Below are 6103 nucleotides of genomic sequence, written 5' to 3'. Positions count from 1 at the left end.
GACCGGTGGACTTCGGCGTGGGGAACAGCGGGCCGATCACGGCCCAGACCTCGTCCGAGATGACATCACGCGACATGACCCCAGACTCGCGCATCCACGTCCCCGAACCCTTTAGCAACACGCCCTAACCAAGTGCAGTTAAGGACGCGGGCACCGATGGGACCTGTCAGGTCAGTACCGCGTCACGGTCAGCGTCGTGGTGGTGCACAAGGCGACCCTCTTCAGGGGGGGCGCCTTAGGATGCCGCCAAGGTCCCCAACATGAGCCCAGTTGCTGGTCGTTAGGGGTACCTCGTGTCCCGCGCGGCCGACGCTACCGGCGTTTCAGGCGTCGGCGGCTGCCTAACTTCCCAGACCGACCCAGCTGAGCACGATGGTGGCCAGGAGGGTGAGCACAGCCACTAGGGCGTGTCTGACAATCGTTTGGATTACGCGAGCACCGCCCGCGTCCGCTGCGGCGATCAGCATCTGAAGCACCCGATCCCAGGTGCCTTCTTCGGCCATGCGTCGATACCAGGTCCACACTTCTCTGCCGCGGCCAGAAGACCTTGGGCAGATCGCGCTAGGCGATCCCGCACCGGTACCGGTAGATGATGGCCTCGATCATCATCCGCGCATCCGAGAAGGGCCTGCCGGGCCGGCCCGTGTGAGTAGGCAGCATCGGGGCGATCAGCTCCCACTGGGCATCGGAGAGCATCTGGAAACGGGACATGCCTTCCAAGGTGCCAGTGGGCCCCTAGACTGTTTGTCAGACACGCCCTAGGAGCGTATATGGCCTCTACCTCTCCAACGCTTTTGCCGTTCCGGATCGATTCTCTAGCCACCTCGCTCTTCGCCAAGGAGACAGGCTTCAGCGGCCCCCAGCTCCATGACTTCTTCGCTCGTTACACCGACGTGCTGGGCCCCTATCGGTGGAACGGGAGCCCCTCCCGATGGCAGATCTTCCAGACCGGGTTGCATTCTCTTCCGCTGCCTCAACAACGCGCCGTGCTACTGGAGTTGTGTTCCTACGACGGCGAGTTCAAAAACGGCCGCCCCCCTGAAGGGGAGCTCACCCGGCTACGGGCCATGCTCCTCTCCGCCGGCACCCCCGGCGCGCAGGCAGCACAGGAGTCCCTGCAGAAGCTCGAGGACTGGGAGGCCGTCAACAGGTCCTGGCAGGCCGCGCTGACCAAAGTCCAGGACGACCCAGACGGAGCTATCACCGCGACCCGCACCACCATCGAGAGCGTGTGCAAGCACATCTGCGATGAACGCGGAGTGAAGTACGAAGACGGGTGGGATCTCGCTCGGCTCTACAAGGCCACCTCAAGTGCGATGCAGGTGGCACCGGATCAGCACAGCGAACAGATCATCAAGCAGATCCTCAGCGGGGCGGCAACGCTTGTTGGAGGACTGGCCGCGATGAGGAATGCCCTCAGCGACGCCCACGGTCGAGGCAAGCGCTCTGTGGGGCCAGCACCTCGCCATGCCAAGCTCGCGGTCAACGCGGGGTTCGCCATCGCCGGCTTCCTCATCGACACCCACGTAGAGAAACCGCCCGTTTCCAGCTGACCCTCTCGGCCCCGATTCTTAGGTTTAGAACGGCAGGGCCCCGTGTACGTTGTGCCTGTGGAGCAACTTGCAGATCGCGGCGTCATCCGCACAGCCCTGGACGACTTCGGACATGCCTGGGGTCAGCGCATCGACCGCTGGCGCGCCGATGGACAGACCCACACGGAGAAGTCCTTCGCCCAGCAGTTCTGGTCCGACCTGCTACGCGCTTTCGGGGTGATCCCCGAACGCATCGACCTGTTCGAGCGCGGGGCCGCGCGCGCCTCCACCGGTGGGGCCGGCTACATCGACTTCTTCTGGTCCGGTGTCGCCCTGGGCGAGGCCAAGTCCCTGGGCGCTAACCTCGACGTCGCCCACGCCCAGGCGTTGGACTACCTCGCCGGCGGGTCCATCGGTCAGCACGAGTGGCCCAAGTACGTGCTCGTCACGGACTTCGCCCGCATCCGCGTCGAACGTCTCGGAGACGCCGGCTGGGTGGCCGAGTTCGGCGTAGAAGACGCTGCGGACCACGTGGACCAGCTGATGTTCCTAGCCGGCCAGGACACCGTGACCAAGACCGAGGAACAAGAGGCCTCCATCGCGGCCGCGCAGCTGATGGCCTCCATGTTCACTGCCCTCGTCGGGGACGAGGTGGACGTACCCGTAGGCGAGGAGGCCCCCGAGGACGCCGAAGAGGAGGAGTTCGCCACCCAGCAGGCCTCGATCCTGCTCACCCGGCTGCTGTTCCTGCTCTACGGAGACGACGCCGGCCTGTGGGAGGCCGACCTGTTCCAGCGTTGGGTGGAGTGGGACACCACCGCCGACAACCTCGGCCCCCAGCTCGACGCGCTCTTCCGCGTGCTCAACACCCCAGAGAACCGGCGCCGCGGCGTGCCGGACTCTCTGGCCCGCTTCCCCTACGTCAACGGCGGCATCTTCGACGGCACCTCCACGGCCGGCTTCCTCACCAACGACTTCCGGGACGCGCTCGTGGCCGCCTGCCGGTTCCGGTGGACCCAGATCTCCCCGGCCGTATTCGGCTCCATGTTCCAACTGGTCAAGTCCAAGCAGGCCCGCCGCGGGGACGGAGAGCACTACACCTCCGAGGAGAACATCCTCAAGACCATCGGCCCGCTCTTCCTGGACGAGTACCGCGCCCGCGCGGACCGGCTCATCCAGAACAAGACCACCACCCGGCGTGAGGTGATCGGGCTGATCGAGGAGATGGCCGCCAACATCTACGTCGACCCGGCCTGCGGAGCCGGCAACTTCTTGAACCTGGCCTACGCCAAGCTGCGCGAGATCGAGAGGGACCTGCTGGCCGACCAGCGCCGCCGCACCGGGTCCCAGGACCTGTCCCTGGACGTGAGCTTGGACCAGCGGATCCACATCGACCGGTTCTACGGGATCGAGATCAACTGGTGGCCGGCCAAGATCGCCGAGACCGCCATGTTCCTAGTGGACCACCAGGCCAACCGGCAGCTGGCCGCCGCGCTCGGCCAGGCCCCGGTGCGTCTGCCGATCAAGATCACCGCCACGATCTACCAGCACGACGCGCTCACCCTCGACTGGTCTCAGGCCCTCCCCGCCCCGGCCGGGCGCACGTTCGTGTTCGGCAACCCCCCGTTCCTAGGTGACCACACCCGCACGGCTGCCCAGCTGGCGCTGATGCAGGCGGCCTGGGGTGAAGGCAAGCAGCTCTCCCGCCTGGACTTCGTGACCTCCTGGCACGCGCTCACCCTGCGCCTGCTGGCTGAGCGGGATGGGGAGTGGGCGTTCGTGACCACGAACTCGATCGTTCAGGGGGACCAGCCGGCCCGCTTGTTCGCCCCGATCTTCGCCGCCGGCTGGCGGATCAAGTTCGCCCACCGCACCTTCGCGTGGGACTCCCAGGCCCCCGGCAAGGCCGCAGTGCACTGCGTGATCATCGGCTTCACCCGCGACCGGGACGCCAAGGCACGCCTGTTCAAATACGAGCACGCACGAGGCGAGGCCCGCGAGGTGCCCGGGGTGAAGACGATCAACGCCTACCTGGTGGACGGACCCGACGTGCTGGTGCAGAAGCGCAGCACCCCGCTCGCCCCCGACATGCCGGAGGTCGTCTATGGTTCCAAGCCCACGGATGACGGCAACCTCATCGTCACCGCAGAGCAGTACCAGGCCGTGATGGCCGATCCCGTGATGGCCCCCTACGTGCGCCCTTACGTCGGCGCGGTCGAGTTGATCCGCGGCCAGCAACGCTGGTGCCTCTGGCTGACCGATATGGACCCGGATGCGCCCTCCCGCTCCCCCGAGCTCAAGCGCCGTCTCGAGGGTGTCGCCGCCGAACGGGCCAAGTCCAAGGCCGCCTCCACCCGGGACTGGGCGCGCTTCCCCCACCTGTTCCGCCAGCGCGGCCTCGTCTCCGATGTGCCCTTCGTCGGGATCCCAGAAGTCAGCAGTGAGGGGCGCGCCTACCTGCCCGTGGCCCACTTCGAGCCCGACGTCATCATCTCCAACAAGGTCTACGGTGCCGTGGACCCCGACGGCATCGTCTTCGCCGTGGCCTCCTCCTCGATGTTCATCACCTGGATGAAGACCGTCGGAGGACGACTGGAGTCCCGCATCTCGTTCTCCAGCACGATCACCTGGAACGGCTTCCCCCTGCCTGCTCTGACCGACAAGGACCGAGCCTCTCTAGCCAAGGCCGGCCAGAAAGTCCTCGAAGCCCGGGCTCTCCACCCCGAGCGATCCCTGGCCCAGCACTACGCACCTCTGAGCATGGACCCGGTCCTGGTGAGAGCCCACGACGGGTTGGACACCGTGATGGACAAGATCATGGGAGCACCCCGCCGGTGCCGTACCGAGCTAGAACGTCAGGAGTTGCTCTTCACTCGGTATGCGGAGCTAACCGGGTGAGGATGAGGAGCTCAGCCTGAAGACAATTTTCAATGCTCCTGTAGCATTGACATATGGAAGCTCTGTTTGATCGCAACGGATATACGTGCGCCTGGATGAAAGATGACACTCTCTTCGACCTCGCTGGCCGTGTGGTTGCCTACATCGACCAGACACAGGTCTTTGGCCGCCAGGGCCGCCACTTCGGCAGGCTTGTGGAGGGTAATGTACGGGATCATCATGGCGATGTAGTCGCTTGGACGCGGAAGTCTCATGAAGGCCCCCTGAAGCCTGTGGCCGCTATCCCGCCTATCCCGCCCTTGACTGAAATCGTTCCCATCCGGCCCATTTTCGCAATCCCCCCAATCCCCCCTATAAATTCGCTGAACTGGTCACGTATGACGTGGCCCGAGTTCATCGCTCAGTAGAATCACGGTAAGCCGGCCCAGGGCCTCCGTGCACCTCACCAACAGGCCGCTCGCGCCAGTAGCATTAAAAACTAGCGCCTATTTATAGCCCCATGCGAGCAAGAGATGTGTACAGCGTCTGCCGGCTCACCCCGAACGTGCGCGCCACCTCCGCCTTCGGGATGCCCATGTTGATCATCACCCGCGCTTGCTCCACGTCCGTGCCCGAGAGCTTCGAGGCCTGCACGTACTTGCCTCTCGCCTTGGCCAGGGCGATGCCCTCGGCCTGGCGCTCCTTGATCCGCCGGCGCTCGAACTCAGCGAACGCCGCCAGGATGCCCAACATCAGCCCGTCCACGGGAGAGGTCCCGGACTTGTCCACCGTGATGCGCTCGGACACGAACTGCACCGCACACCCCTTGTCGGTGAGCTCGTCCACGATCGCGTACAGGTCCCGAGTGTCCCGTCCCAGCCGATCCATCGAGGCGACCTTCACCAGGTCCCCCTCGCGGACGTACCGCATCAGCTCGGCCAACCCGGCGCGCTTGGCCCTCGAGCTGCCGGAGATCTTGTCCTCGAAGACCCGGTCGCACTCCCCCACCGCCTCGAGCTGACGATCCAGGTTCTGCTCCGCCGAGCTCACCCGCACGTACCCCACGGCCTGTCCAACCACGTCTTAGACCCTCCGACACTTCTGTCTAACGGCCCGGTTTGGGACCGTCTCTGACGTGATGGTCTCGTGGGCGGGCGGGGTGTGTAAAGGGGTATACCCGGCTCGACGGCCAATAGGACGAGCGCGGGCAGCGGAGCCACCCTGCGCGAGACATCGGGATCGGTGGCCAAGCGCGCTGACCAGGAGGGGAGTCGTCCTGGCGCGCTGGGGAGCACGGTGGCGCCATGCGGCGGGCACTGGTGGATATGTGGTTAGGCAGTGAGCGGCGGCAGCCCGAGCAGGACGTAGATCGTGCTGAGGACCGGGATGATGCGCTGTGCAGACTCGTCCGCGAGGGTCTCAACGGCCTTGTTTCGGAAGCGCTGGATCAGGCTGGCCGGGATCCTGCCGTCGCCGTCCTCCACCTGCTCCTCAAGCATGTTCACGCGCGTCAGCAGGTCACGTACAGCGTCAGAATCGCTGACGCCTGTGACCGAGTGTTCAGTTCGCGCTGTATAGTTCAGTCCATGCTGACTATTGCTTCGCGTCTCGACGTGATGAACCGCCTGGGTCGTGCACTGGCCGACCCCACTCGATCCCGGATCATCTTGACCCTGCTCGACCATCCCGCTTAC

At 65.3% G+C, this 6103-nt stretch carries 5 protein-coding genes and 2 pseudogenes; 4 read left to right on the top strand and 3 right to left on the bottom strand.

Annotated features, from left to right (window positions below):
• Nucleotides 1-614 precede the first annotated feature (614 nt).
• A pseudogene (locus FLM69_RS11745) lies at nt 615-711 on the bottom strand (IS5/IS1182 family transposase); the annotation flags it as partial.
• 59 nt (nt 712-770) lie between these two features.
• Here FLM69_RS11745 and FLM69_RS10990 point away from each other — a divergent pair.
• From FLM69_RS10990 to FLM69_RS11740, 3 genes are read left to right on the top strand one after another with little or no spacing between them, the layout of a single operon-like run.
• Entirely contained in the window at nt 771-1553 is a 783-nt protein-coding gene (locus tag FLM69_RS10990) for an abortive infection family protein (RefSeq protein ID WP_073116909.1), read from the top strand.
• Nucleotides 1554-1595: 42 nt separating this feature from the next.
• Nucleotides 1596-4430, top strand: coding sequence for a DNA methyltransferase (locus FLM69_RS10985; protein WP_255502840.1), 2835 nt, complete (start codon nt 1596-1598; stop codon nt 4428-4430).
• 53 nt (nt 4431-4483) lie between these two features.
• A complete protein-coding gene (locus FLM69_RS11740) occupies nt 4484-4837 on the top strand; it encodes a 4-fold beta flower protein (protein WP_370510507.1) in 354 nt (117 codons plus the stop codon).
• A gap of 82 nt (nt 4838-4919) precedes the next feature.
• Here FLM69_RS11740 and FLM69_RS10975 read toward each other — a convergent pair whose 3' ends face one another.
• Both FLM69_RS10975 and FLM69_RS11405 read right to left on the bottom strand, forming a co-directional pair.
• Nucleotides 4920-5489 (bottom strand): recombinase family protein, encoded by a 570-nt coding sequence (locus FLM69_RS10975; RefSeq protein WP_141844235.1) that lies wholly within the window; start codon nt 5487-5489, stop codon nt 4920-4922.
• Nucleotides 5490-5740: 251 nt separating this feature from the next.
• Nucleotides 5741-5914, bottom strand: coding sequence for a hypothetical protein (locus FLM69_RS11405; protein ID WP_153236551.1), 174 nt, complete (start codon nt 5912-5914; stop codon nt 5741-5743).
• 81 nt (nt 5915-5995) lie between these two features.
• Here FLM69_RS11405 and FLM69_RS10970 point away from each other — a divergent pair.
• Nucleotides 5996-6103 (top strand): annotated as a pseudogene (locus FLM69_RS10970) (transcriptional regulator); the annotation flags it as partial.

This window comes from Micrococcus sp. R8502A1 (assembly GCF_006704135.1).
GTDB classification, from domain to species: domain Bacteria; phylum Actinomycetota; class Actinomycetes; order Actinomycetales; family Micrococcaceae; genus Micrococcus; species Micrococcus luteus.
Note: the sequence above shows the minus strand (reverse complement) of the source record. Positions and strands in the feature narration are given on the sequence as shown.